The sequence below is a fragment of the Bradyrhizobium sp. Mp19 genome, assembly GCF_029952935.1.
GTDB classification, from domain to species: domain Bacteria; phylum Pseudomonadota; class Alphaproteobacteria; order Rhizobiales; family Xanthobacteraceae; genus Bradyrhizobium; species Bradyrhizobium elkanii.
The window spans coordinates 99,629-125,660 of sequence record NZ_JASAUT010000021.1 but is presented as its reverse complement, the minus strand read 5'-3'; the positions used below and the strand labels follow the sequence as shown (position 1 = coordinate 125,660).

Here is a 26,032-nt window from a genome sequence, read left to right as displayed (position 1 = left end):
GGGCGGCCGATTGACAGCGACGACCGCTTCACCGCAACCTGCGATGCAACCTCAGGTGACGGAATGAAGCCGCAGCCCGGCTCGGAGCGAATCTTCGTGGACGCCGGCACCGATCCGCTGGACGGGCGCGTGCGATGGGCGCCGGCGAAGTCGCTGTGGCTTGGCGGCATGACCGCGGTCGCGATCGTCCTTGGGCCGCTGCTGTTCACGTGGAGCGCGTTCGCATTATTCATCGTCACCAGCGCGATCACGCTGTGCTTTGGGCATTCGGTCGGCATGCACCGACGCCTGATCCATGCGAGCTTCGACTGTCCGCTGTGGCTGGAACGGCTCTGCGTCTATCTCGGCACGCTGGTCGGGATGGCCGGCCCCTACGGCATGGTGCGGCTGCACGATTTCCGCGACTGGGCGCAGCGCCAGACCGCGTGCCACGACTACTCCTGTCACCGCGCCGGCTTCTGGCGCGATGCGTGGTGGCAGCTGCACTGCACGCTGGTGCTGAAACACCCGCCCGAATTCCGGCTCGAGCGACGGCTCGCCGATGACCGCTTCTACGCCTTCGTCGAGCGAACCTGGATGTGGCAGCAATTGCCCTGGGCGATCCTGTTCCTCGCGATCGGCTCTTGGAGCTGGCTGGTCTGGGGCATCTGCGTCCGTGTCGCCGTCTGCGTCACCGGTCACTGGCTGATCGGTCATTACTCGCATCGCAAAGGCGGACAGACCTGGATCATCGAAGGCGTCGCGGCCCAGGGCTACAATGTCGGCATCGCGGGCCTGATCAGCATGGGCGAGAGCTGGCACAACAATCACCACGCCTATCCCGGCTCCGCGAAGCTCGGGCTGCTGCCGGGTCAGATCGACCTCGGCTGGTGGTTGATCAAGGCATTCGAAGCCGCAGGGCTCGCGAGCAACATCAAGACGCCGGACAATCTTGCGCCGCGCCCGGGCTCGCGCCGCGTCGACGAACCGGGCAACGCCGACGCGGTCGCGCCGCGACATCGCGGCAGCGCATTGTTCCAGTAATCCGCAGCCGCGGACCTTCCGTTGCGGATCGAACGCCACGCAGCTATATACGCCGCGTCGGAAAAGGCAGACTTGGTTTGGTAAGCCCAAGTCCTTTCGAAAACGAAAGTCCTTTCGAAAACGAAAGCTCTGGTCTCCTGCCTCGTGCATGAGATCCCCACGACGAACACCGGACGCCATCCAGGCGCGCCCAATGTTCGTCCGTGTGGTTCTCAACCCGACGAACCGCTCCGGTCGAACGCCGACAAAGGAGCAGTTCATGCGCACCAGCCGCCCCCTTCCCCATGATGTCGTGATTGCCGGTGCCGGCCCGGTCGGCCTGCTGCTTGCCTGCGAGCTGCAGCGCGCAAACCTCTCGGTCCTGGTGCTGGAGCAGGCCGCGGAGCCATGCTCGCCATTGAAGCGGCTGCCCTTCGGCATGCGCGGCCTTTCGGCGCCCGGCATCGAGGCGTTCTATCGTCGCGGGATGCTGGATGACATCGCGGCATGGCAGCACGCAAGCGATGGCTCGGGCAGCAGCGCATCGAATGGCGCGCATTGGACGCAATCGCCGCGCCGCCCGGCCGGCCATTTTGCCGGCATCCAGTTCTTTCACGACGATATCGACACGTCGAAGTGGCCGTTTCGCCTGCCGAGCCCGGCAGGCACCAGCATGGCGGTCGACATGGAGGCGCTCGAATCCGCCCTCGCCGTGCGCGCAACCGCGATGGGGGTCGAGATCAGGCGCGGCCTCGGCGTCGAGGCGCTGGATCAGTCGGACGACGGCGTCACCATTCGCGCCGGGGGCGCGACTTTCCACGGGCGCTGGCTGGTCGGCTGTGACGGCGGCCGCAGCATGGTGCGCAAGGCCGGCGGCTTTGAATTCGTCGGCACCGATCCCGAATTCACCGGCTATTCGGTCGAGGTCGAGATATCAGATCCGGACCAGCTCCGCACGGGCCGTCACTACACGCCGACGGGCATGTATACCTACGCGCGGCCCGGCACGATCGCGATGGTGGAGTTCGACGGCGGCGCCTTCCACCGAACCCGGCCGATCACGCGCGAGCATGTGCAGGCGGTGCTGCGCCGCGTCTCCGGCACGGACGTCACGTTGACGGCGCTCCGGCTTGCCACCACCTGGACCGATCGCGCCTGTCAGGCGACGGATTACCGCAAGGGGCGCGTGCTGCTCGCGGGCGATGCCGCGCACATTCATTCTCCGCTCGGCGGCCAGGGGCTCAATCTCGGGCTTGGCGACGCGATGAACCTCGGCTGGAAGCTCGCGGCCACGATCCGCGGCGACGCACCGGCGGATCTGCTCGACAGCTACTCGCGTGAGCGACATCCGGTGGCCGCGCAGGTATTGGACTGGTCGCGCGCCCAGGTCGCGCTGATGCGGCCAAGCCGAAGTTCGCGCGCGCTCGAAGCCATCATCCGCGACCTGATCGCGACGTCAGACGGCGCGAGCTACTTTGCCGAGCGCGTGTGGGGCGTTTCGCTGCGCTACGATCTTGGCGGCAACCATCCGCTGGTGGGCCTTAGCGCGCCCGACTTCGAGCTCGCCTGTGGCACGAAACTCGGCGAACTGCTGAGGAACGGGCGCGGCGTGCTGCTGGACTTCGATCCGCGCTCTCCGCTGCAAGCGCTTGCGGATCGCTGGCGTGGCCGGATCGGCTATGTCGCAAGCGATGCGCGGGATCGGCTGGGCCTCGACGCCGTGCTCGTGCGCCCCGACGGCTTCGTCGCATGGGCCGCTGACACCGCCACTCACCTTGATGAAGCAGCTCAGGTCATGTCGCGGTGGTTCGGCGAACCTGATGCGCAGCCCTGACCCCTTGGGGGCCACGCGGGGTTCCACTCACGTTTCTCTTGCACCGTGTGCGGGTTCCCCGTCTCAACCGTAACGCCCCGTTAACCCTATCAGCCGTAGGGTCGTCGGGGCTCCGAATGGACGGTGGCCGGGTTTGTCGTGATGTCGTTTGCACAGAAGAAAACTACCGTCGTCCCCGTAGCCGAGGAGCGGCGGCGCTTCCAGCGCGTCAAGGTGCACCTGCTCGGCCGCTACATGCTGCCCGACCGGCGCGAGTTTCCCTGCCAGATTATCAACATGTCGCCGGGCGGCCTCGCTTTGCTGGCGCCAGGCATCGGCAATGTCGGCGACCGCGTGATCGCCTATCTCGACCATATCGGCCGGGTCGAAGGACGCATCACCCGCATCATCGACAACGGCTTTGCGATGACGATCGGCGCCACCGCGCGCAAGCGCGACAAGCTCGCCGCGCAGCTGACCTGGCTTGCCAACCGCGACATCCTCAATCTGCCCGAGGATCGCCGCCACGACCGTATCGTGCCGCGCAACCCGATCGCCCTGCTGACCCAGGAAGACGGCACGCGGATGACCTGCCGCATCATCGACCTTTCCTTGTCCGGTGCTGCGATTGCCGCCGAGAACCGCCCGCCGCTGAAATCGCTCGTGATGCTCGGGCGGGTGCAGTCCCGTGTGGTGCGAAATCTCGAGGAAGGCTTCGCGCTCGAGTTCGTTCACGAGCAATCGGCGGAAACCCTCGAAGAGAGCGTTACCGCGAGGTAAAGCGAAAAAGCGCTCAAGCCCCCCTGTTTTGGCCCGCGAAGGCGGCCACCGGTGCACCGGTGGCCGCCTTCGGCGCGTTTGGCCCGGTGAAAATCGGCGGTTAACGGCCGCAGCGTTTGACGCAACAAACCGCGCTGGCGCAGCGCTTGCCGCGTTAATGCATAAAATTTGAATCAATTGCAGTTGTTTCAAATTTTACGCGAATTCGATTCAAGTACAGTTCGAATTCGTCGCAGCTTTTACCAGTATTCGCGTCAAATCTACTTTGCGTACTTAGCGGCGGCGCAAAAGCTTTGTGCGAAACGTGGTCCCAACAAGAAGAACGGGGGCCACGATGTTTGGGTTCAGGGGACAGGGGAAAGGTTTGGCGGTTGCCGCCATTCTGTTTGCGACGTGCGTGTCGGCCAAGGCCGGCGACGTGCTCTACGCCAGCCTGGGTGATGTTGCGCGTTCGCCGATCGGCTGGGTCGAATTCTGTGCCGACAATCCGGGCGAATGCCGCGGCGGCGCGACGCAACCACGCGACATCGTGTTGTCGCAGACCGCTTGGCGGGACCTCGTACGGGTCAACAAGTGGGTCAACGAATCCATCAAGCCGATGACCGACATGGATCATTGGGGCGTGATCGAGAAATGGTCGTTGCCGACTGACGGCTACGGCGACTGCGAGGACTACGTGCTCCTGAAGCGCAAGATGCTAATGGACGCCGGCTGGCCCCGCGAGGCGCTGTTGATCACGGTGGTCCGCGACAAGAAGGGCGAAGGTCACGCGGTGCTGACGGTGAAGACCGACAAAGGCGAGTTCGTGCTCGATAACCAGAACGAGAGCATCGTCGCCTGGACCGACACTGGCTACCGCTTCGTCAAGCGGCAGTCGCAGGGCGATCCCAATGTCTGGGTCTCGCTCGGGGACAACCGCCCCGCAGTTGCAACCGCAAGCTCGCGCTGAGCAGAACAGGAAATTTCGAGTTCGCGACCCGGTCACATCCCCACCCCTCCCCGTCCCAGACCGGTTCGCGCGCGGCCAGCCTTCCCCCAAAGGCTGGCCGCACCCTTTTTGAGCGGCGTCGATCGACGCCTAGAAGAACCGCTCGAGAAACGCCGCGGTCTCGTCCGAGATGCCGACGATCTTGTTGGTGGCCTGGCGATAGAATTTGAAATTCAGTTCGGTCTCGGGCCGGCCGTCGTCCCAATCCTTGAAGCGCTTGAGCTGGTCGCGCCCGAGCGGCCGCGCTGCGGATGCGGTGCGCCTGACCGTGATGCTGACGCGCGGCGTTTGCCTGATGATGCCGATCTTGGGCGGTGTCGCTTCGGCCGACGCGACGATCGCGCGGGCGATCAGGCCGCTGCCGCCCTCGTTCTCGCTCGCGAACACGAACACGACGTCGTCGGCCGCGATGTGCTTGCCGCCATACATGGTCTTCTGCGCGGTGAAGCTGAACACCATCGCCCGTGGATTTCGGATCTCGGTCTTGATCGCAAACGCCATCGCATTCCTTCACCGGCTCGCTTTGCCATTCGCGTCGGCGGCTTGACATCCTAGCATCGGCGAGATTGAATTGAATTCAATTCAGCGAATGAGCCCACGATGGACGCGACGAGCCTGGGGACACGGGAACGGCTGCTCTCGGCAGCGCAAGCCGAGCTCATCGAGGGCCGCGGGCACCTCGAGATGCAGGCCGTCGCAAGACGGGCGCAGGTCTCGGTCGGGCTCGCCTACCACCACTTCGGATCGAAGGCCGGCCTGATCGCCGCCGTGGTCGAAGGCTTCTATGAACAACTTGATGCGGCGGCGTTCGGCGGTGCCAAGCTGTCCGCCACGGACTGGGCGGACCGGGAGAAGCAGCGGATCGGCGCCTATGTCGCCTTTCACTATGATCACCCGTTTGCGCCCCTCGTGATCGGACCGCTCAGCCGCGCGCCCGAGGTGCTCGATGTCGAGACCGCCTTCACCGGCCGGCAGCTTGCAGCCGGCGCCCGCATGCTCGAGGCGGCCCAGCGCGACGGGATCGTGTCCGCTGGCATCGACCCTCACCTCACCATCGCGCTGATGATCGGCGGCATCCGCCAGGCGCTGATCGGCGCGCTCATGAGCGAAAGACGGCCTGATCCGGCAAGGCTGACCGGCGACATCTGGGCCTTCATGGCCGCCGCGTTGGGCTTGCCTGCCAAACCCCTGTCCGCGCGGCCAAGAACCATGCGGCGCAGCCGCAGCTAAGCTTCAGCCAGAACCCGAACATCGATGGCCATCTTGTTCAATCCGCACGATTTTCACGCTCCGCAATCGTCCTACAGCAAGCCGGATCTGCTGCGCTCGAGCGAAGGCGGCTATTTCGGCCCGGGCAATGCGCAGCTGCCGGCACCGCCGATGCTGATGATGGACCGCATCACCGAGATCAGCCTGGACGGAGGCGCATTCGGCAAGGGCCATGTCGCCGGCGAACTCGAGATTGCGCCGGATCACTGGTTCTTCGCCTGTCACTTTGCCGCCGACCCCGTGATGCCCGGATGCCTCGGCCTCGACGCCATGTGGCAGATCATCGGCTTCTGGCTCGGCTGGTCGGGCTCGCCGGGCAAGGGCCGCGCGCTCGGGGTCGGCGAGGTCAAGTTCAGGGGGCACATCACGCCGGATGTCAGGCTGGTGCGCTATGAGGTCGACATACGCCAGGCCAGGCGCGGCCGGCTGGTGCTGGGCATCGCCGACGGCCGGGTGCTCGCCGACGGCGCTTGCGTCTATCTGGCAAAGGACATGAGGGTCGGCCTGATCGCGCCCAGAGGCTGAATTCGGGAGCTTGAATTCGCGTCGACCAGAGGCCGATCGGCGCCTCGAGCCGGCCGAGCAGCGCGGCCGAAGATTAACATGTGATACAAATTTCGCTGCTGCCGCAGTGGTCTACACACCCCCCGGTTTTGCCCGCGCCGAGGTTTGTGCTATTTCGAACCTTTCAATTGACGTCCGGTTGTTGGTCGCATGGTCGAACTTGCCCCCCGGAATTCACAAGCCAGCAGCCTGATTGGCGTGCAGCCGATCGCGATCGGCGCCGTGGTGCTGGTGCTTGTGCTGTTCGGGATCGGCTCGATCGCGCTGTGGCGCGCCTTCACCGGCAACGTGCCGGAGACCGACCGCATGGTCGCCGCGCGTCAGTTGCAGGCGCGGACCGCGCAGGTCTCCGAGGCCCTGGTGGAAAAGACCAAGGGGATGGAGGTGACCCAGCAAGAATCCATCGACCAGCTGCAGGAGGTGCAGGACCAGCTGCAGACCATGCGCAAGCAGTTCGCCTTGCAGGCGGCCGATGCGAAGAGGCTCTCCGACCAGGTCGCCGCGCTGACTGAACAGGTCGAGGGTTTGCGCCAGTCACTGGCGAGCGCGCAGGCCAACGAACCGGCCGCCGAGCCCGCGCCGCGTAAGCGCTCAAAGGCCACCCGTAGCGCCAACCGGAAGCGCCACCGGTCGCGCGGTTGATGCCCTCGGAAGCCCACCCCACGCCAGGTGACCAGCCATAAAAATGCGCCAAATCCCCAGCAAGATCATCATCTAGCGGGGAACTTTCGGGCTCGACGGCTGCCGGCAGCGGCCGATCATGAGTGCCCGTTACCGTGAATTAATCCGGACTTTGTGAACTGGTTCACATATCGGCCTTCGAATCCGAGTCATCTTCGAATGACCGGATGGCGTGAGCCGATTTCAATATCCGGGGCTGGCAAGGTCGTTGACGGTATACTACGTCGACGGCCTTGTTTTTTGGGCCCTTGAATCCCACGCGGGACCGCTTACCGAGAAAGCGCCCTCGCCGCGCGAAACATGCAGACCGGGTGAAGAAATACGGCGTGCTCAGCTGACGGCTCTGCGTGCGCAGCATCACCTCGGCCAAGGCCGCGGCGAACGGCACTGCCGCTTATTTGGCGCGATCGCGCAAGACGCGATCGCCTCTCTGTCGCAGCCGCGCAAGCTTCGGCTCGAGTTCGCGAAGCATGTAGATCAGCGCAACGGCAAGGCTCGCAACAACCACCATGAGCAGCAATGTCAGGTCAGGAATGGTCAGCATCTCTGATATCCTCTAGGCCCGGCTTCAATCGCAGCCGGGCCATTGGTTTTCGCGACGCGGTCACGGACTACTGCAAGGCGGTGCAAGCTGCATACCAGTGCGCGACCCAACGCGGCGGCCGGGCGTCGAAACGCCGGCCGCGCCGATCATTGCAAGACCATCAGCATGGCGACCGAATGGACCGGCCATGCTTGAGCGAATGGCTCAATTGCAAACCTGCACCGGCCGAACGCGCCAGCCATACGGTGTCATCACGCCGCGGCGCACGACGTAACAGCCGCCGTAACCGTAGCCGTAGCCATCGTCATAGCCGTAGCCGGCGTCATAGCCGTAGCCGGCGTAGTATGGATTGCCGTAGTAGCCGTCATAGTAATCGTAGGCGCCATAGCCCAGCCCGAAGCCGACCGCTGCCGCCGCGAGCGGATAGCCCCAGCCGCGCCGATAGAAGCCGCCGTTCCAGCCGCCACCACGCCAGCCTCCGCCGTGCCAGCCGCGGCCGGCCCAACCGCCTCCGATCGCCGCCGACCGGAAGCCACCGCCGATCGCAGCCGACCGGAAGCCGCCAAAACCGCCGCCGCCGCGGAAGCCGCCACCACCATGAAAGCCGCCGCCACCGAAGCCACCGCGTGCCGACGCAGCATCGACGGTGAACAGACCGACCGAGGCCGTCGCCAGCAAGGCAATCATCGTTTTACGCAACATCACCCGTTACTCCTTCTTTCAGAGGCTTTCTTCTTCAAGCCTCCTCCGCCGCGTCCTGCGCATGCTAGCCCAATCTAGGACCGCGGCTTCCACCGCGCGGCTATGTCGCGCTCACATCTGCGCGACCCGCGTTCATCGAAGCGCGGCCGTCAGAGGTTAACAGCCGCGGCAGATGCCTCGTGTACGGCGGTCGACTTTTTCGTTCTCGTCGGCGATGGCCTTGTCGACGCTCTCGGTCGTCGTTGACGAGCCGGTGGTAACGCCCCTGCCGGTGTTGGGGCCGCCGGAGGATTGCGCGGTCCCGGCGCTGTTGGTCCCTGCCGGTGGTGACGTGGCTTGCGGCGATGTCGGGCTGGCTGACGAGGGGCTGCCGGTCCCGGCGCCGCTCCCGGTACCTTGGGCGACGGTAACCGCGGGCGCTAGCACAATCGCGATTGTCGCGAGCGCGGTGGTGACAGATAATTTGCGCATGGCAATTCTCCCTTGCGGACGTCAACGAGTCCGCAAAACGCCGGTTACCGCAGGCGTTGGAGCAATACAGTTTGGGAGCAATGCAATTTGCGCAAGCTGATCGAGCTTGACGACGACACTTTCGACAAGCTGAAGCAGCTCGGGCGCGACCGGATGGCGACCTTGCAGGAGCTCGCCGACGAAGCTTTCGCCGACCTGCTCAAGAAGCACGGCATTCCGATCGACCTGAAGGATGCGCTGCGCAAGAGCGCAAGACTTCAGGAAACAACAAGACTTCAGGAAGCAACAAGACTTCAACAGGCAACGAGACCGCAAGGCGCAGCGAAGCCTCGCCCCGCCGCACCGAACGCCGCGCGCAAGCGCGGCCGCAAGCGCTGAAGCTTCAGCCGATCTTCTTCAGTCCCGTTTTGTATTGCGGGCCCCTGATGGCGTAGGACTTCGCCGGCCGCGACAACGCTTCGGCCTGCGCCGCGTCAAGCGTACGCACCACACGCGCGGGTGCACCGATGATCAGGGAATTTTCCGGAAACTCCTTGCCCTCGGTGATGACGGAGCCGGCACCGACCACGCTGCCGCGCCGGATCCGCGCGCCGTTCATCACGATCGATCCCATCCCGATCAGCACGCCGTCTTCCAGCGTGCAGCCGTGCACGATCGCATTGTGCCCGATGGTGACGTTGTTGCCGATGCTGAGGGGAAAGCCGGGATCGACGTGCAGGGTGGAATTGTCCTGAACGTTGGAGCCCTCGCCGATCTCGATCCACTCATTGTCGCCGCGCAGCACGGCGCCGAACCAGACGCTCGCGGCGGACTTGAGGCGGACCTTGCCGATCACAACGGCATTGTCGGCGATGAAGTAGCTGCCGTCGGCGGGAAGATCGGGCGCCTGCCCGTCGAGTTCGTAGATCGCCATTGAGGTCTCCCTGGAGCGTTTTCGAGCGAAGTGGACACCGGTTCGCGTGAAGAAAACGCGTCGAAACGAAAATCCAGAGCTTCGGTTTCTGATTCAATCAGAACCGAAGCTCTGATCGCAGGAGACCTTGGCACGACGGCCGACATGGTTTCAAGCAAGCGCGACCGTGATCGGCCGCGGATCATGATCGGATCAGGCCAGCACGCCCGCAGCGCGCAGCGTCATCATGAAGAAGGTGCCCGACATCAGGCTCCAGAAGCCGGAGATGACGGTTGCCATCATCACGAATTCAAAGCGACGGCGCTCGATGCGTGCCCCGCGCAGCGTGTTGCGCATGATGATGAACGGTGCGGCGAAGACGAGGAACGGGACCGCGGCGAAGGTCTTCGGCGCCACGCCCTCCTGCAGCAGGCCGAAACCGGCCGGGCGCTCCGCCATCGCCTGGTAACCGCTGGCCAGTGCGCCCGCGAGCGCGAAACCGATCAGGAGCGAGAACAGGGAATTCAAGGTATCGGGCGACATCGGAACTTCCGCTACGCAACAGGCCACCCGCCCTGCTTCGCAGAATTGGCAGCCGGCCGCCACATCATCCTTAAGGAAAGGTTAACCGGACCCGTCAGGTGTAGCGTTTGCGCATGGCCATTTGGTCCCGGATTCCATTGGAATCGTACGGAAATTCCCCGCCACGTGGCATATTCGGCAGATGATTCGGCCCCTCCCGACCTGATCTCTGCCCTGCTCATGACGCTTCTCTCGACCGCCCAGCATCTCGCCCGCGACACCCGCCGCAACCCGCGCGCGCATCTCGTTCCAATCATCGCCTCGGCGGTGATCGCGGCCGGCGCGGTTGCGCTCGTCGCCTATCTGCTGTGGCCGACCTACACGACCATCCCGCCGAGCGATCCGTCGCGGCTGCCGGTGAGCGTCGGCGGCGCGCTGTTCAACGTACCGACCATGGCCGTGCGCATGAAGATCCAGCGCCACTCCGGGCCGCAGGAGCGCGTCGATTTGAGCTTCCTCTATCCGTCGCTGGAGGCGCCTGCCGCGCCGAAGCACTACAGCGCCGATACGGTCGAGGACAAGGTGCAGCCGATCGACAGGATCTTCGTGTCGATCGCGGCGCACCACGATTCACTCGCGCCGGACATGCGCCTGCGCACGATCTATCCGCGCTATCTCGACGAGCGCGCAAACACCGACGACGGCCTGACGGCGCGCGCGTTCCGCGACGGCACGCCCTATGGCGGCGAGGAGCTGTTCACGGCGAGCGAGCCGCAGCTGACCGCGCGCTGCACGCGCGATACCTCGACGCCCGGCATGTGCCTGAGTGAGCGGCGCATCGACGGCGCCGACCTGACCTTCCGCTTTCCGCGCAGCTGGCTTGCGCAGTGGCGCGACATCGCCACCGCGATGAACCGTCTCTCCGCGCAGATGCACAGCGCGAGGGGATGACCACCTCCCCGTCACCGCGCGCCCCGGAGCATTCGATGGCGGCGCCGGTCGATCCGTATTGCCTTTGTCGGCTCGCTGGACTAAGAGTTGTGTGGGGGAAATACGGTCTCCCCTTGAGGCTTCGGTCCAAGACTGTGCAACGCTCGAGTTGTCGAGGGCATGTGCACATGGGCGAAAGCAAGCCTCCAGTTCCTTCCAGCCAATTTGCCTTGCGGTCTGCATTTGCGCGGGCTTCGGAAGACGTCGATCCCTACCTCCGCATGGTCAGACGAACTCGTCGCCGGCCAACCCCGCAACATTGGTCCGGGTCAACTCAGCTTGGCCGCGACGACCGCGCCGATCAATCTCTGATCGCCGTCTGCTACCGGAACGGAACGAAAATCCGGGATGGAGTCCTCATCGCGCTACGCGCAAGGAGGATCGCGGGATTCGACCAAGTTTCCCCGTCCGGTCGAGCCTCCCGTTCAAGCGGCCGGGCTTTTCGAATGATCGACGCCTGGCAAGGTCGCATTTCACGACATCCGCACAGTGGAATTTTCGATCCGACGGGAGCCTAGAAATGCCTCATCCCCAACAACGCATGGCCATCGCCGCGGTTACGCTGCTTCTCCTGGGAGTGAATGACATGCCGAGCCACGCAATTGGATTTGAGAATACCCAGATCGGCGTTGCGCCGGCGGGCTGGACCGCCACCGTCACAGGGTCTGGCGATGCAAGATGGACGGTCGAAACCGATGCGACGGCGCCGTCGAAGTCGAAGGTGCTCAAACAATCCGGCCGAGCGACCTACCCGCTGCTATTGAAGGACGACACCAACATCAAGGACGGCTTTGTCGAGGTCAAGTTCAAGGCTGTCGCGGGCTCGCAGGACCGCGCCGCCGGCATTGTTTGGCGAGCGAAGGACGCAAACAACTACTACGTGACCCGCGCCAATGCACTCGAGGACAATGTCGTTTTGTACAAGACAGTGAACGGCGTCCGAAGCCCGCTCGACATCGTCGGCCGAAAGGGAGGCTACGGAATCAACACCAAGGTGCCGTCCAACAACTGGCACACGCTACGTGTCGACTTCAAAGCCTCGCACTTCATTGTATCTTTCAACGGCAAACAATTGTTCGAGGTGGAGGATTCCACATTTGGCGATGCAGGCAAGGTGGGGCTTTGGACCAAGGCCGACAGTGTGACGCTATTTGATCAAATCACCTACGGAGAAGCCAAATAGGTAAGCTGGCGTTCAGTGGGTGACCGCCCAATCAGCAAGCTCGGGGATTCGCACCCTCCCCATCAGATGGGACCATCCATCCAAGAGTGCGTCACCTCATTTTTGGGGAGCGACCGGTGGATGGAACGAGTCTTGTTCTTTTTGTTATTGCCGCTTTTGCCGGCGGGTTCGTCAGCGGCTTTTCGGGATTTGCGATGGGGCTCGTCGTGTCGGGTGTGTGGCTGCACATCGTCACGCCGGTGCAAACCGCGGCACTGATCGCGGGTTACGGCCTGCTGACGCAGGGCTACGGCATCCTGAAATTGCGTCAGGCGTTCAACTGGCACGCGATCTGGCCGTTGTCAGTTGGCACAACGATCGGCATCCCGGCCGGTGTGGTGCTGCTCACCTATCTCAGCGCGGTCCATCTGCAATTCGGTGTCGGCGCATTGCTGGCACTTTACGCGATCTACAGCCTGACACGGCCGGCGTTCAGGCCGGTGAAGATCGGGGTCGCACCGGATATCGCGATCGGTCTCGTCAACGGATTGGTCGGCGGACTCACCGGGCTGGGTGGCGTTGTCTCGACCATCTCGTGCCAATGGCGCGGCTGGACGAAGGACGCGCAGCGCGCGGTGTTCCAGCCGGTCCTGTTCGCCGCCTTTGTGGTGATCTCGATTTCGATGGGCGTTACCGGCGCCTTCACGACGGAAACCGTCAAAACTGTACGGGCTGGGTCTGCCATTCCTTCTCGCCGGCCTCTGGAGTGGCTTCACGCTGTACGGAAAGATCGATGACGAGATGTTCCGCACCGTGGTGTTGATACTATTGCTGCTCGCCGGCCTGTCGCTGATCGTGCCCGCATTGGCTTGAAGCGGTACTTCACTCACGTTCTTGAAGCTGGCGACCCGGTGCGGCCAGATCCGTCGATCCGCGCCGCGCACGCCAACGGGCTCCGGCGCTCATGCGACGGAGCCGGCCGGCAACGCTGCTGTTCCGCCTTACTCGGCCAGATCCTCTTCCAGGATCGCCATCTGGAACTGGAACGAGCGATCATCGTCCTCGTCGTCGACGAACAGCACGCCGATGAACTCCTCGCCGATATAGACCTCGGCCGAGTCGTCCTTCTTGGGCCGCGGCACCACGCGGATCTTGGGATTGCTGAACACGCGTTTGAGATACGCGTCGAGCTTCCTGACTTCCTGAACGTCCACGGCCGTCTCCAATCGGGTCGATGATTTTCGGGGGAGTTTTAGGACGAGACGGCAAAGATCGCCAGAGCCTTTTCAGGCTTTGGCGACGTGATGTTGCGCACACGAGTCTTGTTTGGGCGCGTTTTCGCCGCGATCAGAAAGCGAGTGAAATCAAAGCCCGATCGCGCCGAGCATCTGGTCCATGGTGCGAGACGGCTCGGCACAGCCGGCCTCGCCGACGATTTTCGCCGGCACGCCTGCGACCGTGACGTTGTGCGGCACGGGCTTGACCACGACCGAGCCGGCCGCGATGCGCGCGCAATGACCGATCTCGATATTGCCGAGGATCTTGGCGCCGGCGCCGATCAGCACGCCGTGTCGGATCTTCGGATGGCGATCCTCGTTCTCCTTGCCGGTGCCGCCGAGCGTGACGCCATGCAGGATCGAGACATCGTCCTCGATGACCGCCGTCTCGCCGCAGACGAAACCGGTGGCGTGATCGAGGAAGATGCCGCGGCCGATCCTGGCGGCCGGGTTGATGTCGGTCTGGAACACCGCCGAGGAGCGGCTCTGCAGGTAGAAGGCAAAATCCTTGCGGCCCTTCTGATAGAGCCAGTGCGCGAGACGATGGGTCTGCAGCGCGTGAAAGCCCTTGAAGTAGAGCAAGGGATCGATGAAGCGCGAGGTCGCGGGATCGCGGTCATAGACGGCGACGAGATCGGCGCGGAACGCGTTGCCGATATCGGGCTCGTCGCGCAGTGCCTCGCCATAGGTCTGGCGGATCAAATCGCCCGACAGCGCGGCGTGATCGAGCCGCTCGGCAATGCGATGGACCACCGAATCTTCCAGCCGCTCATGATGCAGCACGGTCGCATAGATGAAGGATGCGAGCTCCGGCTCGCGCCGCAGGATGTCCTCCGCCTCGCCGCGGATTCGATCCCAGATCGGATCGAGCGCCGCCAGCTTGCTCCCCTGCGGATTGACCTGATGAACTGCCATAGCTGCTCTCGCAATTCGGTTGTTCTGATGTGCGTTATAGCACGATGGACCCAGCGCGTCCCGGGATGGCTCAGTACGGTAAACCCCAGCCGAACACCCCCGGGCCGGCGTCTAGGGGAATTGGTCGGGATTTTGCCGAAATCAAGCCGTGCTTCTGCAACTATTGGCGGATTTCGTCCCCAGTGTGGTTTTGGGCATGGTCGGCCCCAATAAAAGGGGGAAACATCATCAATACCCAGAGTTTAGGTGCCCGCCTGACCGATGCACGGTCGGTCTGGATCGCGACCATTGCCATCCCCCTCCTCCTGCTCGCCCCTGCCTTCTGGAACGGCTATCCGCTGCTCCAATGGGATACCGGCGGCTATCTAGCGCGCTGGTATGAGGGCTACCTGGTGCCGAGCCGGTCGACGGTGTTCGGCATCTACCTCCATGTCGGCGAGACATCGGATTTCTGGCTCAACCTCGGCATCCAGACCCTGGCGACGCTATGGATCCTGCAGCTGACGCTGCGCGTGCTCGGCCTCGCCCGGCCGGTCCGGCTGATTGCGGTCAGCCTCGCACTGATCGCGACCACCGCTTTGCCCTGGCTGGACAGCATGCTGCTGACCGACATCTTCGCCGGCCTTTCGGTGCTCGCGCTCTTCATCCTCATCCTGCACGGCGAACGGATCTCGACGCTGGAGAAGGCGGTGCTGTTCGCCTTCATCGCGTTTTCCGCCGCCACGCACAGCGCGACGCTGGCGGTGCTGCTCGGCCTGTGCTGCGTCGGCTGGATGCTGCGTCCGTGGCTCGGACGGCGCATCCCGGTCGCGGGCCTCGTACAAGGCAGCCTGACCACCGTCGCCGGCGCGGCGATGCTGCTGGCAGCGAACTTTGCGCTGTCCGGACAGCTGGCCTGGACGCCCGGCGGCTATGGCGTCGCCTTCGGCCGCATGCTGCAGGATGGCATCGTCGCGCAATATCTGCGCGATCATTGCGCGACGGAGAAGCTGAAGCTCTGCCCCTATCGCGACGAGTTGCCGCCGACCGCCGACGACTTCCTGTGGGGCCACAGCATGTTCAACACGCTCGGCCGCTTCAAGGGACTGAATGACGAGATGGGCTACATCGTGCTGCGCTCGCTGGCCGAATATCCGGAATGGCAGGCCAAGGCGGCGCTGACCGCAACCGCAGACCAGCTCATGCATGTCGCGACCGGTGAAGGCACCAATGGCTGGATCCCGCATACCTACGGGATCATCGAGCGCTACATTCCCAAGCAGGTCGCGCCAATGCGCGCGGCGCGGCAGCAACGCTGGCACCTCGACTTCACCGCGATCAACCGCATCCACGTGCCGGTCGCGCTGGGCTCGATGCTGCTGGTCGTGATCCTGTTCGGCCGCGGCCTGTGGCAGCGGCGGCTCGACGATCTGACGCTGCTGGCGGGCACGGTCACGCTTGCCCTGCTCGGCAATGCCTTCGTCTGCGGCGTGATCTCGGGACCGCATGACCGCTACGGCGCGCGCATGGCGTGGGTCGCGACCTTCGTGGTGCTGATCGCGGCCGCGCGCGCCTTCGCCAGGGATGAAGCCGACGATCTATTTTCGCCGCGACAGGAAGTCGATGACCCCGGTCTTGTAGACCTTGTCGCCGACCGCCCGCATGTGATCGCGGTTCGGAATGTCGAGCACCTCCGAACCCGGAATGATCCGGCCGAGCGCTGACGCCGAGCCCGCGATCTCGTCCTTGCTGCCGACCGCGATCAACACCGGCACACGGATGCCGGCCGCCTCCTCGCGCGTCATCAGGCGGCGCGAACCGCGCAGGCAGGCGGCGAGCGCGCGGCGGTCGGAGCGGGTCTGGTCGGCAAAGGCGCGGAAGGTACGGCCGACCGGGTCGGTGACATCGTCGAGCGACGGCGCCTCCAGCGCCAGCGCGACCGTCTCGCCGGGGCCGCCGCCCTCGATCAGTCCGATGCCGATCCCGCCAAGGATCGCCGAGCGCACCCGATCGGGATTCTCTCGCGCCAGGATCGCCGTCATCCGCGAGCCCAGCGAATAGCCCATGATGTCGGCGCGCGTGATTCCGAGATGGTCCATCAGTGCGATCACGTCGCTGGCCATGGTCGCGATCTCGTACTGCGCGGCATCGTAGAGCTTGGCGGATTCGCCGTGGCCGCGATTGTCGAGCGCAATCACGCGACGGCCGGCCTTGACCAGATCCGACACCCAGGTCGGGTAGATCCAGTTGACGTTCTTGCTCGAGGCAAAGCCGTGCACCAGCACGATCGGTTCGCCCGCGCCTTCGTCGATATAGGCAATTTCAACATCGCCGTGATGGAAACTCGGCATCATCCATTCCGTTTCTTCTTGGGATTTGCGATTGGCGATCGACAGGCGACCGCAAGCCTAACCCTGGGCGGGCATACTCGCCAAGGTAGCCTGAGCGGCCATCTGCCGCTTCAGGCGCAGCGCCTTGCTTCGTCTGAGCCACCAGGCGGTGGCCCGTTCGGTGGTGGCCTTGATCGACGACAGGAAGCCGAACAGCGCCAGCAGCGCGCCGAACAGCCACATGGTGAGATTGAATGCGCCGGCGGCCAGCAGCAGCGCGCCGCGGCCGAGCAGCTTCAGGATCGCACGGGTCTGGCCGCCCTTCGCCTCGGCGATCCGCGCCGCCCGCGCGATCTCCTTCGGGTTCTCGGCGACCTTCAGCGTATCCCGCGCAGCGCGAACTCCGGCCGCCTCGCCGATGCGCCCGACGTCCTTGGCGACGCGCACCAGCGCGCCGGCCTTCTCGGCGCGGAAGGCCGCGCGGATCGCGGTTGCGGTTTGCACCGGCCGCAGCACCGAGCCGGAGACGAGCGCCTGGCGCAGCGCCGGCTGGTCGACCACCTCGCGGGTCGAACGCCCGGCCCATTCGATCATCCCCTCGCTCAGCCGTCCGGCCTTGCGCGTATCCTTGACCAGCGTCAGCCCGGCGCGCAGCGGCCCGGCGCCGCCGACCGACACATAGGTGGCCGCGGTCACGGCGAGCCCGGCGGCCGCGAGGCCGAGCACCAGCTGGTCGGTATCCTCGCCCATCACGAGGTGCTTGCCCTCGCGCACGACATCCCTGACATCGCCGAATACGAAGAGGTCGCCGGCGACCGTGCCGGACAGGCTTGCGACATCGTCGGCATTGCCGGTCACCAGGCCGGTGGCGAAGCCTTTGGCGAAATGCATGGTGGATGATTGCTCGGCGCGCGCGTCATCGACGCGCTTGGTGAGATCATCACCGAGCGCGATGTTCTTCTCGCCGGCGAGTTCGACAAAGCTGGCCGCAAGGTCGGCATCGCCGGAGGCCAGCGCCGCCTCGATATTGTCGGAGATCAACGCCGGGTTGTTGCGCAGCACGGAATTGAGCCTGATGTCGGCGAGCGCTGCGGGATCGTCCCGCGCCGCCAGTACGGTGCCGGCGTCACGGGCGTGCGGCCAAATAGCCGCGCCCACGGCAGCACTTGCTGCCACGCCGACCACCGCCAAGCTGACGCGCACCCGATTCATCCCGCTAAAACCTCTAGTTTTATTCGCCTTGGAGATAGTGTGCCGTTTTTGCGACACAACGGCTCCGACCAAAGGAGGGCTTCTCTGGGACGACAAGATTGTGTCGAATTTGCATGAGCAAATGAGCCATCGGGGCTCTAGGAATCAACTGTTCCCGTCAGTATGGTGCGCGGCATTTCGCGATGCCGCATGCTGTTGATTGCGTCCGCCCATCGTTGCCATCAAGGTGAGAATATGTCCGACCACGTCGTCCCGCACTTCCATAACGATGCCGGTGTCTCGGTGATCGAAATCGGATCGCAGGAGTTCATGTGCGTCGGCGCCAACCCGCCGTTCGACCACCCGCACGTGTTCCTCGACCTCGGCAATGACAGCGAGATCATCTGTCCGTACTGCTCGACGCTTTATCGCTTCGCGGCCGACCTCGCGGCCGGCGAAGCGCGGCCGCCGGAATGCGTGCTGAAAGACAAGGTCGCCTGACCGCTCCGTGGCGCTGACGCGAACCGTCATCGTTGCAGGCGCCGGGATCGGAGGACTGACGGCGTCGCTGACACTGGCGGCACAGGGTTTTCGCGTCGTCGTGCTGGAGAAGGCCGAACGGCTCGAGGAAGCCGGCGCCGGCATCCAGCTCTCTCCCAACGCCAGCCGCATCCTGGTCGAGCTCGGGCTCAAGGAACCGCTTGCGCGGCGCGCGGTCACGCCTGAATGCGTCAACATCCTGAGCGCGCGGGCCGGTGGCGAGATCGCACGGATGCCGCTTGGCCAGGCCGCCGAGTTCCGCGCCGGCGCACCCTATTGGGTGATCCACCGCGCCGATTTGCAGGCCGCGCTGCAGGCCGCCGCGAGCGACCATCCCGATATCGATCTGCGGCTCGGCTGCCAGTTCGAGGATGTGACCAAACATGCGCGAGGCCTCACCGTCGTCCAACGCCGCGGCAATTCACGGCAGGAGGAATTGGCCGTCGCGCTGATCGGTGCCGACGGCATCTGGTCGTCGGTGCGTGGGCATTTGTTTCCGGATGTACAGCCGCAATTCTCCGGCCTGATCGCCTGGCGCGGCACGCTGGACGCCACCGCCCTGCCGCATGAATACACCGCACCGCGCGTGCAGCTCTGGATGGGACCGGACGCGCATCTCGTCGCCTACCCCATCTCGGCCGGACGCCAGATCAACGTGGTCGCGATCGTATCGGGCACCTGGAACCGGCCGGGCTGGAGCGAGCCCGGCGACATCAACGAGATCAAGGGTGCATTCGCCACCGCGCGCTGGCCCGCGACGGTGCGGATGCTCATCGGCGCGGTCGACGGCTGGCGCAAATGGGCGCTGTTCACCCTGCCCGACATCGGCCGCTGGAGCGAAGGCGCGGTGACGCTGCTCGGCGATGCCGCGCATGCGATGTTGCCGTTTGCCGCACAAGGCGCCGGCATGGCGATCGAGGATGCGGCCGTGCTCGCCAGGGCCCTGAGCGACAGCACCGGGGAAAACACCGCGGGCATTCCCGCCGCGCTGAAGCGCTACGCACGGGTGCGGCGCGGGCGCGTGCTGAAAGTGCAGCGCCTGGCGCGGCAGCAGGGCCGCATCTATCATTTGGGCGGGCCGGCGGCGATCGCGCGCGATCTGGCGATCCGCGCCATCGGTCCGGAGCGCATGCTGGCGCGGCAGGACTGGATTTACGACTGGCGCGCCTGAGTTCGGCCAATCACGACCGGCTCGTCCGGAAACGCCGGCTTAGTGGACGAGGCCTCGTGGCGCGCGCGGGCCCTTCGCCGCCGGCGTCGGGGCAGCGGGTGCCGCGGCCACAGGGGTGTCCGGCGGGCTTTCATGGCACTTGCCCTTGCGCCATGCCTCATCCGCCAGCTTCTGCTGGGAGTGGATCGAGATCAGCTCGTTGCGATAGACCATCTCGGAGACGACGGTACCGCCGACGCCGGTCTCCGCCTTGGCCATCAATTTTTCCTGATCCGCCGCGCGGGTCTTGAGATTGCTGCGCTCGTTCTCGAGCTGCTTGCAATCATAGAGCTCATATTTGGCGGGATCGGCGAATGCCGACGGCACGCTGTCGCCGATCTGCGCGCAGCCGGAAACGCCCGCGGCCGAGACGAGCAACGCAATGACGGCCGCCGCGCGCGGCAGCTTCGGGCGGCGTGGGAAACGAACAGACATTCAGCTTTCTTAACCGGACAGTGTTGAGATTGCCTAAAGCAGCCACCGGTGTCCGGATTGAGGCTCAATCGCGGCGGCGCGCTGCTTATCCCAATGCTCGGCCGCCGAGGCAAATGGAATTGCGGGCGGCCGCTTAAGCCTTTGAAAGCTCACCTGTTAGCACTGGATAATGACAATTCCACTCCGCGCCCAAACGCGCTAGAAATCGGCGCGCCTGGCGCAACGCGGACGTGGCGGAACTGGTAGACGCAAGGGACTTAAAATCCCTCGATGGCAACGTCGTGTGGGTTCGAGTCCCACCGCCCGCACCAGCCTTCGCATGCCGTGCACGGACCCACCAGGCGGGCCAGCATCGCGATGCTCGCCGCCTCGTGTTTTCCGGCTGTGGCGTGGTTCACACGCCGCGATCGCTGACCATCGTAGTCTTCCCGCATTGGAATTCCGGCCGCTCATTTCGCGGCCGTCGCATTGTGAAATCAATTTGGTCGGAGATCGGCGATGGCGATTGCAAACTGCAATCGGATTGCAAACTGCAATCGGATTGCGACCGGTATTGGACCGACGCAGCTCACGAGCTTGTCGAGCCCGAGCAGTATGAGACCAGACCACGGCGATTAGCGGTCGCCGGTTCGGAACTCATGCACTGGGTATTCGTTGTCATGCCGCAATTGGAGCATGACGATGCCGAACGACGATCCATCCGCGCAGCGCGCAACCGAACAATGCGATCAGCGCAAGGAGCGCCCCTCCCCGCCGCACAGCGCGCCACCAGGCGGGCCACCGCTTAGCGACGGACTGGAGCAGCTTCGCGACAGCCACACCTGACAAGCGACAGCGAAAGAAAGAAAAATGGCCGGGACGAGGTCCCGGCCATTCGTTTTGCGTTGAGCCGCGCCTACTCGGACTTGTCGATATTCCAGAAGATCGGCGTCGCCGGACCGTCGAGCACACCGGTGAGCGACTTCCGCCACGCGCTCGGAATGGTGTACTGGCCGAGCGGAATGTAGATCACCTGATCGTAGGCCTCGGTCTGGATTTCCGCGGCGATCTTCTTCTTTTCCTCAGCCGAGCCGGCGCGTGCGAACTTGTCACGCAGCTCCTCGATCTTCGGGTCTTCGGCCCAGCCGAACCAGCCGCCATTCTTGCCGCGCCCGGTGATCGACGCGTTGACGATCGGATCGGAGACGTCGGCCGCGACCCAGTTGGTGAAGAACATGTTCCAGCCGCCTTCCTTCGGCGACTTCTGGCTGGCGCGGCGGGTCACCACGGTCTGCCAGTCGGTGGCCTGCAGGTCGACCTTGAAGCCGGCCTCGCGCAACTGCTGCGCGGCCACGACAGGCTGGGCCTTCAACGTCGTGACGTCGCCCGGCGCCATGATCACCACGGGGGTGCCGTCATAGCCGGACGCGGCGAGCGCCTTCTTGGCTTCCGCCAGGCCGTTGCCCTTCACCAGCGTTTCGGCCCCGACGTCGGTCTCGAGCGGCGTGCCGCAGACGAAGAAGGCGCCGCAGATCTTCTGGTACTTGGCGTTGCCGACCAGCGCGTCGAGCACGTCCTTCTGGTTCATCGCCAGGAACGCAGCCCGGCGCACCTTCGGATTGTCGAACGGCGGATAGAGGAAGTTCATGCGTCCGAGGGTCTGGAAGCCGAACTTGTTCAGGACGTCGATCTTGAGATCCGGATTGGCTTCGAGCACCGGCAGCATGTCGAACGGAAGGTTCTCCATGAAATCGATGTCGCCGGATTGCAACGCATTCACCGCGGTCTGGGCATCGGCCATCGTGACCCACTCGACGCGGTCGACCTTGACGACCTTGCCGCCCGCGGTCCAGCTCGCCGGCTCCTTGCGCGGCACGTAGTCCTTGTTCTTCTCATAGACCGCCTTCACGCCCGGCTGGAATTCCGCCTGCACGAATTTGAACGGTCCGGAGCCGATCTGTTCCGGGATCGGCTTGTCCGGCGGCGTCTCGGCAAGACGCTTCGGCATCATGAACGGCACGCGCGACGACGGCTTGCCTATCGATTCCAGCACGAGGCCGTAGGGTTCCTTCAGCTTCAGCGTGATGGTCTTGGCGTCGGTCGCCTCCAGGCTCGCGACGAAGTCCATCAGCTTCTGGCCCATGCCGTCGACCTTGCCCCAACGCTGCAGCGAGGCGACGCAGTCTTCCGCGGTGACCGGCGCGCCGTCGTGCCACTTCAGGCCGTCGCGCAGCGTGAACGTATAGGTCAGCTTGTCGTCGGAAACCTTCCAGTCCGCCATCTGCGGCTGGATCTTGAAATTGGAATCCGTCGCCAGCAGCGTGTCATAGATCATGTAGCCATGATCGCGGGTGATGTAGGCCGTGGTCATGATCGGATCGATGACGCGCAGATCCGAGTGCATCACCGCGGTGATGGTCTTGCCCGCGGCCATCGCCTGCGGTGCGAAAGACAATTCCTGCGGTGCGAACGACAGCGCGAGCGCCGTCAACGCAGCCGCTAGCGTGCGGTGTTTCCAACGCGAGATAGGGAACATGCAATCTCTCCTGACGTGTAACTGGTCAAAGCCGGCTTATTCGTTATGCATGCGGTTCGTTATTTAGGCGAACTAACATGCTGTATGGCTTGTGAAATCGAGACTTGCACCAAGCGCCAAGCGCGTCAATCGGTTTCAGGTCGCATCGGACGTACACAAACGAATGAGGCCGCACGCCAGATTCTGGCTTTACAAAATCGTCGGCTGAGATTTTCGTAACGCGCGCGCGATGCCGGCGCCGTCAGAACAACAAGAGAGAACAACGATGAACCCCGCCAATCTCCCCTTTGATTCCGAAACGATGCTGCAGGGCCTGCGCAACTGGGTGGAATGCGAAAGCCCGACCTGGAACGCGGCCGCGGTCGAGCGCATGCTCGATCTCGCCGCCCGCGAGATGGCGATCATGGGTGCGACGATCGAGCGCATCGCCGGACGCCAGGGCTTCGCGGGCTGCGTCCGCGCCCGTTTCCCCCATCCGAAACAAGGCCAGCCCGGCATCCTGATCGCCGGCCATCTGGACACCGTGCACCCGGTCGGCACCATCGAAAAGCTGAAGTGGCGGCGCGAGGGCAACAAGTGCTTCGGGCCGGGCATCTTCGACATGAAGGGCGGCAACTATCTGTCGATCGAGGCGATCAGGCAGTTGGCGCGCGCCTCCTTCACGACACCGCTGCCGATTACCGTGCTGTTCACCCCCGATGAAGAGGTCGGCACGCCGTCGACGCGCGACATCATCGAGGCGGAAGCCGCGCGCAACAAATACGTGCTGGTGCCGGAGCCCGGTCGGCCGAACAACGGCGTCGTCACCGGCCGCTACGCGATCGCGCGCTTCAATCTGGAAGCTACCGGCAAGCCCAGCCATGCCGGCGCGACGCTGTCTTCCGGGCGTTCCGCGATCCGCGAGATGGCGCGGCAGATCATCGCCATCGACGGCATGACCACCGAGGACTGCACCTTCTCGGTCGGCATCGTGCATGGCGGCCAGTGGGTCAATTGCGTCGCGACGACCTGCACCGGCGAAGCGCTCAGCATGGCCAAGCGCCAGGCCGATCTCGACCGTGGCGTCGAGCGCATGCTGGCACTGTCGGGCACCGCCAACGACGTGACCTTCAAGGTGACGCGCGGCGTCACCCGCCCGGTGTGGGAGCCCGATGCGGGCACCATGGCGCTGTATGAAAAGGCAGAAGGCCTTGCGGCGGCGATGGGTCTCGATCTGCCACACGGCAGCGCCGGCGGCGGCTCGGACGGCAACTTCACCGGCGCGATGGGCATCCCCACGCTCGACGGCCTCGGCGTTCGCGGCGCCGACGCACATACGCTCAACGAGCACATCGAGGTCGACAGCCTCGCCGAACGCGGCCGCCTGATGGCGGCGCTGCTGGCGACGCTGGACTGACATCGATTGCACTGCACAACACGTTGGCACTGCCGGATCGAAATTTAGCCTTGTCCATTTTTAAGGCTTCGCCTACGGTCCGGCCGTCCAACGCGACGATGCGGGAGAGATCGAAGCGACAACATTCGTGTTGTTGCCTTCGGCGCCGACGGAGCAACCGCCCCGGAAACTCTCAGGCAAAAGGACCGTATCGTCAGGACGATCTGGAGAGAGACGAACATGGCCGCACATCAAGGGCCATGACGTCCACCGAAGGGGATAGTTCGCTTCTGGCCCCGGCCCGATGCGGATCAAGCTCTCAGGTACCGTGACAGATGGGGCGCCGAATGCCGGTTTCACCGGTGGTTCGGCGACTCTAACCCACGGGAGCCTGAAGACCATCATGCCACATATCGCGATTATCGGCGCCGGCATCACCGGCGTAACGACGGCCTATGCCCTGCTTGAACGCGGCTACAAGGTGACTGTCCTCGACAGGCATCGCTACGCCGCGATGGAAACCTCGTTCGCCAATGGCGGACAGCTTTCCGCCAGCAACGCCGAAGTCTGGAACAGTGCTGCGACCATCCTCAAGGGTCTGCGCTGGATGCTCAGAAGCGACGCGCCGCTGCTGATGAACCCGAAGCCGAGCTGGCACAAATATTCCTGGATCGGCGAGTTCGTCGGCCACATCGGCCGCTATCGCAGCAACACCATCGAGACCACGCGGCTCGCAATCGAAGCGCGCAAGCACCTGTTCTCGATCGCACAGCGCGAGAACATCGCCTTCGATCTCGAGCGCCGCGGCATCCTGCACGTCTATCACGACAAGGCCGGCTTCGAGGCCGGCCTCAAGGTCAACACGCTGCTGCAGCAAGGCGGGCTCGACCGCCGACCTGTGACCCCGGACGAAATCCGCGTCATCGAACCCGCGCTGCAGACAACCTGCTATGGCGGCTTCTTCACGCCGTCGGACGCGACCGGCGATATCCACAAATTCACGCGTGGGCTTGCCGACGCCTGCATCCGCCGTGGCGCGAGCTTTGTCCATGAAGCCGACGTCGACACAATCGCACGCGGCGATGACGGCTTCCGCATCGGCTGGAACGAAGTTGCTTCAGATGATGCTGCGGTCGCGACGCGGCATCAATTGCAAGCGGACGGGATCGTGATTTGCGCCGGCGTGGCGAGCCGCCACTTCGCCAGCCTGCTCAACGACCGCGTCAACGTCTATCCGGTGAAGGGTTATTCGATCACGGTGCAGCTCGATGCGCCGCAAAGCCGGAATGCGGCCCCAACCGTCAGCCTGCTCGATGAAGCTGCGAAGATCGTCACCAGCCGGCTCGGCGCCGACCGTTTCCGCGTCGCCGGCACCGCCGAGTTCAACGGCTTCAACCGGGACATTCGCGCCGATCGCATTCAACCGCTGGTGGACTGGGTGCGACATCATTTCCCAAAGATCGATACGTCGAAAGTCATGCCCTGGGCAGGCCTGCGCCCGATGATGCCGAACATGATGCCGGTGGTTCGCGCCGGACGGATTCCGGGCGTGTTCTACAACACGGGCCACGGTCATCTCGGCTGGACGCTGTCGGCGGCGACGGCGCAGATGGTAGCCCAGGCGATCGACGATTGGCGCGACCTCGACACGCCGCCGATGGCGCCGTCGTTCGGTGCCGGGCTCGATGTGCCCGCCGACGCGCGCAAAGCTGAAATCAATCCACCTTCCAGTGGACTGCTTCGAACTTCACCGGAGGAATAATCGCGGCCAACAGGACTGATTAGCTGCACCGCAAAAACCGCAGCACCGATGGCATGGGACTTGCTCAAGTTCTACCGTGAGTCTGCTACCATCTGTGCTACGGTCTGGTGTGCAACGGTCCCG

Annotated in this window: 27 protein-coding genes, 1 tRNA gene, 1 pseudogene and 2 riboswitches; of the genes and pseudogenes, 17 read left to right on the top strand and 12 right to left on the bottom strand. The window is 64.3% G+C overall.

From position 1 onward, the window contains the following. The first annotated feature begins 63 nt into the window (after positions 1-63). The 4 genes from QJT82_RS23035 to QJT82_RS23020 all read left to right on the top strand — a co-directional run bounded on the left by QJT82_RS23035 (position 64) and on the right by QJT82_RS23020 (position 4,544). On the top strand, positions 64-1,023 hold the full coding sequence (locus tag QJT82_RS23035) for an acyl-CoA desaturase (RefSeq protein ID WP_051448037.1): 960 nt from the start codon (positions 64-66) through the stop codon (positions 1,021-1,023). Positions 1,024-1,282: 259 nt separating this feature from the next. After that, positions 1,283-2,836: an FAD-dependent monooxygenase gene (locus tag QJT82_RS23030; RefSeq protein ID WP_028342943.1), complete on the top strand. Its 1,554-nt coding sequence runs from the start codon at positions 1,283-1,285 to the stop codon at positions 2,834-2,836. Positions 2,837-2,977: 141 nt separating this feature from the next. Then, positions 2,978-3,595, top strand: a complete 618-nt coding sequence (locus QJT82_RS23025) for a PilZ domain-containing protein (protein WP_028342942.1) — start codon at positions 2,978-2,980, stop codon at positions 3,593-3,595. A gap of 334 nt (positions 3,596-3,929) precedes the next feature. Further along, positions 3,930-4,544 (top strand): transglutaminase-like cysteine peptidase, encoded by a 615-nt coding sequence (locus tag QJT82_RS23020; RefSeq protein WP_028342941.1) that lies wholly within the window; start codon positions 3,930-3,932, stop codon positions 4,542-4,544. 129 nt (positions 4,545-4,673) lie between these two features. On the opposite strand, the gene QJT82_RS23015 is transcribed toward QJT82_RS23020, so the two are convergent. Next, positions 4,674-5,084: a hypothetical protein gene (locus tag QJT82_RS23015; RefSeq protein WP_028342940.1), complete on the bottom strand. Its 411-nt coding sequence runs from the start codon at positions 5,082-5,084 to the stop codon at positions 4,674-4,676. A gap of 99 nt (positions 5,085-5,183) precedes the next feature. Here QJT82_RS23015 and QJT82_RS23010 point away from each other — a divergent pair, with 99 nt between their 5' ends. From QJT82_RS23010 to QJT82_RS23000, 3 genes are all read left to right on the top strand, one after another. Continuing rightward, on the top strand, positions 5,184-5,813 hold the full coding sequence (locus QJT82_RS23010) for a TetR/AcrR family transcriptional regulator (protein ID WP_028342939.1): 630 nt from the start codon (positions 5,184-5,186) through the stop codon (positions 5,811-5,813). 33 nt (positions 5,814-5,846) lie between these two features. Continuing rightward, positions 5,847-6,377, top strand: a complete 531-nt coding sequence (fabA, locus tag QJT82_RS23005; RefSeq protein ID WP_028342938.1) for a bifunctional 3-hydroxydecanoyl-ACP dehydratase/trans-2-decenoyl-ACP isomerase — start codon at positions 5,847-5,849, stop codon at positions 6,375-6,377. 189 nt (positions 6,378-6,566) lie between these two features. After that, a complete protein-coding gene (locus tag QJT82_RS23000) occupies positions 6,567-7,058 on the top strand; it encodes a hypothetical protein (protein WP_028342937.1) in 492 nt (163 codons plus the stop codon). A gap of 433 nt (positions 7,059-7,491) precedes the next feature. Here QJT82_RS23000 and QJT82_RS22995 read toward each other — a convergent pair whose 3' ends face one another. The 3 genes from QJT82_RS22995 to QJT82_RS22985 all read right to left on the bottom strand — a co-directional run bounded on the left by QJT82_RS22995 (position 7,492) and on the right by QJT82_RS22985 (position 8,814). Then, a complete protein-coding gene (locus QJT82_RS22995; RefSeq protein ID WP_155258669.1) occupies positions 7,492-7,641 on the bottom strand; it encodes a hypothetical protein in 150 nt (49 codons plus the stop codon). Positions 7,642-7,845: 204 nt separating this feature from the next. Further along, entirely contained in the window at positions 7,846-8,343 is a 498-nt protein-coding gene (locus QJT82_RS22990) for a hypothetical protein (protein ID WP_028342936.1), read from the bottom strand. Positions 8,344-8,499: 156 nt separating this feature from the next. Further along, complete coding sequence (locus tag QJT82_RS22985) at positions 8,500-8,814, bottom strand: hypothetical protein (protein WP_080686875.1); 315 nt, start codon at positions 8,812-8,814, stop codon at positions 8,500-8,502. An 87-nt stretch (positions 8,815-8,901) separates the two neighbouring features. Here QJT82_RS22985 and QJT82_RS22980 point away from each other — a divergent pair, with 87 nt between their 5' ends. Further along, positions 8,902-9,192, top strand: coding sequence for a hypothetical protein (locus tag QJT82_RS22980; RefSeq protein ID WP_028342935.1), 291 nt, complete (start codon positions 8,902-8,904; stop codon positions 9,190-9,192). A gap of 4 nt (positions 9,193-9,196) precedes the next feature. Here the strand turns inward: QJT82_RS22980 and QJT82_RS22975 are convergent, their stop codons facing one another. Beyond that, on the bottom strand, positions 9,197-9,727 hold the full coding sequence (locus QJT82_RS22975; protein WP_028342934.1) for a gamma carbonic anhydrase family protein: 531 nt from the start codon (positions 9,725-9,727) through the stop codon (positions 9,197-9,199). A gap of 192 nt (positions 9,728-9,919) precedes the next feature. Continuing rightward, positions 9,920-10,249 (bottom strand): hypothetical protein, encoded by a 330-nt coding sequence (locus QJT82_RS22970; RefSeq protein WP_028342933.1) that lies wholly within the window; start codon positions 10,247-10,249, stop codon positions 9,920-9,922. A 219-nt stretch (positions 10,250-10,468) separates the two neighbouring features. Between QJT82_RS22970 and QJT82_RS22965 the strand changes: the two genes are divergently transcribed. From QJT82_RS22965 to QJT82_RS22955, 3 genes are all read left to right on the top strand, one after another. Next, the gene (locus QJT82_RS22965) at positions 10,469-11,179 is read left to right on the top strand and encodes a hypothetical protein (RefSeq protein ID WP_028342932.1); all 711 of its coding nucleotides are present in this window, start codon (positions 10,469-10,471) and stop codon (positions 11,177-11,179) included. A gap of 559 nt (positions 11,180-11,738) precedes the next feature. Beyond that, the gene (locus QJT82_RS22960; protein WP_028342931.1) at positions 11,739-12,401 is read left to right on the top strand and encodes a family 16 glycoside hydrolase; all 663 of its coding nucleotides are present in this window, start codon (positions 11,739-11,741) and stop codon (positions 12,399-12,401) included. Between the two features lie 86 nt (positions 12,402-12,487). Next, positions 12,488-13,177, top strand: a complete 690-nt coding sequence (locus tag QJT82_RS22955) for a sulfite exporter TauE/SafE family protein (protein ID WP_245288825.1) — start codon at positions 12,488-12,490, stop codon at positions 13,175-13,177. 204 nt (positions 13,178-13,381) lie between these two features. Here the strand turns inward: QJT82_RS22955 and QJT82_RS22950 are convergent, their stop codons facing one another. Both QJT82_RS22950 and cysE read right to left on the bottom strand, forming a co-directional pair. Further along, the gene (locus QJT82_RS22950; protein WP_021077729.1) at positions 13,382-13,594 is read right to left on the bottom strand and encodes a DUF3126 family protein; all 213 of its coding nucleotides are present in this window, start codon (positions 13,592-13,594) and stop codon (positions 13,382-13,384) included. Between the two features lie 150 nt (positions 13,595-13,744). Then, positions 13,745-14,572 (bottom strand): serine O-acetyltransferase, encoded by an 828-nt coding sequence (gene cysE, locus QJT82_RS22945; protein WP_028342930.1) that lies wholly within the window; start codon positions 14,570-14,572, stop codon positions 13,745-13,747. Positions 14,573-14,754: 182 nt separating this feature from the next. Here cysE and QJT82_RS22940 point away from each other — a divergent pair. Continuing rightward, positions 14,755-16,128 (top strand): annotated as a pseudogene (locus QJT82_RS22940) (hypothetical protein); the annotation flags it as partial. A gap of 21 nt (positions 16,129-16,149) precedes the next feature. On the opposite strand, the gene QJT82_RS22935 reads toward QJT82_RS22940, so the two are convergent. Together QJT82_RS22935 and QJT82_RS22930 are read right to left on the bottom strand one after the other, a co-directional pair. Then, complete coding sequence (locus QJT82_RS22935) at positions 16,150-16,902, bottom strand: alpha/beta hydrolase (RefSeq protein ID WP_028342929.1); 753 nt, start codon at positions 16,900-16,902, stop codon at positions 16,150-16,152. Between the two features lie 57 nt (positions 16,903-16,959). Then, positions 16,960-18,093, bottom strand: coding sequence for a hypothetical protein (locus QJT82_RS22930; RefSeq protein WP_028342928.1), 1,134 nt, complete (start codon positions 18,091-18,093; stop codon positions 16,960-16,962). 234 nt (positions 18,094-18,327) lie between these two features. Between QJT82_RS22930 and QJT82_RS22925 the strand changes: the two genes are divergently transcribed. Further along, positions 18,328-18,573, top strand: coding sequence for a zinc-finger domain-containing protein (locus QJT82_RS22925; protein WP_028342927.1), 246 nt, complete (start codon positions 18,328-18,330; stop codon positions 18,571-18,573). 7 nt (positions 18,574-18,580) lie between these two features. Then, positions 18,581-19,783 (top strand): FAD-dependent monooxygenase, encoded by a 1,203-nt coding sequence (locus QJT82_RS22920; RefSeq protein WP_028342926.1) that lies wholly within the window; start codon positions 18,581-18,583, stop codon positions 19,781-19,783. A gap of 39 nt (positions 19,784-19,822) precedes the next feature. Here the strand turns inward: QJT82_RS22920 and QJT82_RS22915 are convergent, their stop codons facing one another. After that, the gene (locus QJT82_RS22915; protein ID WP_028342925.1) at positions 19,823-20,257 is read right to left on the bottom strand and encodes a hypothetical protein; all 435 of its coding nucleotides are present in this window, start codon (positions 20,255-20,257) and stop codon (positions 19,823-19,825) included. 224 nt (positions 20,258-20,481) lie between these two features. Here QJT82_RS22915 and QJT82_RS22910 point away from each other — a divergent pair. Further along, positions 20,482-20,568, top strand: a tRNA-Leu gene (locus tag QJT82_RS22910). A gap of 584 nt (positions 20,569-21,152) precedes the next feature. Here the strand turns inward: QJT82_RS22910 and QJT82_RS22905 are convergent. After that, positions 21,153-22,772: an ABC transporter substrate-binding protein gene (locus QJT82_RS22905; protein WP_028342924.1), complete on the bottom strand. Its 1,620-nt coding sequence runs from the start codon at positions 22,770-22,772 to the stop codon at positions 21,153-21,155. 265 nt (positions 22,773-23,037) lie between these two features. Here QJT82_RS22905 and QJT82_RS22900 point away from each other — a divergent pair, with 265 nt between their 5' ends. Together QJT82_RS22900 and QJT82_RS22895 are read left to right on the top strand one after the other, a co-directional pair. Then, entirely contained in the window at positions 23,038-24,168 is a 1,131-nt protein-coding gene (locus QJT82_RS22900) for a M20/M25/M40 family metallo-hydrolase (protein ID WP_028342923.1), read from the top strand. 91 nt (positions 24,169-24,259) lie between these two features. Continuing rightward, a riboswitch (glycine riboswitch) is annotated at positions 24,260-24,366 on the top strand. 3 nt (positions 24,367-24,369) lie between these two features. Next, a riboswitch (glycine riboswitch) is annotated at positions 24,370-24,484 on the top strand. 66 nt (positions 24,485-24,550) lie between these two features. Continuing rightward, complete coding sequence (locus tag QJT82_RS22895; RefSeq protein ID WP_028342922.1) at positions 24,551-25,909, top strand: D-amino acid dehydrogenase; 1,359 nt, start codon at positions 24,551-24,553, stop codon at positions 25,907-25,909. Positions 25,910-26,032: the final 123 nt, after the last annotated feature.